General features: G+C 45.8%; 1 protein-coding gene. It reads right to left on the reverse strand.

Features of this window, described 5'->3' with window-relative positions; translation table 11 throughout:
- The coding region (locus LVD47_RS23310; protein ID WP_236981123.1) for a hypothetical protein at positions 1-767 on the reverse strand (767 nt) is incomplete at both ends.

Raw genomic sequence — 767 nt, forward strand, 5'->3', positions numbered from 1 at the left:
GCTAAATATTCCACCGTCACCGCCTCACAGGCATCTTCGCATTTAAACGGCACATCCGTACTCCAGCCACCGCCCAGATAAGCAATCTCTTTACCATAGCCCGGAACACCGGTCAATCGATCAAAAAATTCTCGCAATACTTCTTCATTCAAGGCATTCCCGTGTTCATCCGTCAATCCACAATACCCCGGATCAATCAACACACTTGCTATTTCATACAACCATCCATGCACTACCTTTTCCCCACAATCACTGTCTTCCCACAACCAAGCAATCGATTTGAAATAATGTTTCTCGATTTCGGTATCGTTCAATACATTTTCTTTCAGCCGCTCCAAATCCAGGTTATACGAACCATTCAACGTGCCACCGCTCAATACCACGTTTACATCTCCTCGATCAAAACCGATAGCTACCAAAATATCCGCCCAATTTCCATACGTTTGCCCCGATGGACACAAGTTCACGCATTTGGGATCTTGCCACCAATCTGTTCTTCTCCCCAACTCCAACTCAATACCACAATTGTCGTAGCTACCTTCTCCAAATACTTCTGCTGCAATCCATTCCTCCTTGTGATTCAGGGCTACCCGAATAGCATCGTCCGTTACTACATGGGGTACCGTCTCGTCTTTCACCTTCAGATACTTCGACCAGGTACTCACATTCCAGCAACTATCTACTGCCTCGTACACAATTTCCCGCAATGGTGCATCAGCTCCTTCAAAAGGAACTTCAATGGGGTCTGTTATATGATTAAACACACG

Origin of the sequence: Membranihabitans maritimus, assembly GCF_021729145.1 — a bacterium.
In the GTDB taxonomy this organism is placed as follows: domain Bacteria; phylum Bacteroidota; class Bacteroidia; order Chitinophagales; family Saprospiraceae; genus Membranihabitans; species Membranihabitans maritimus.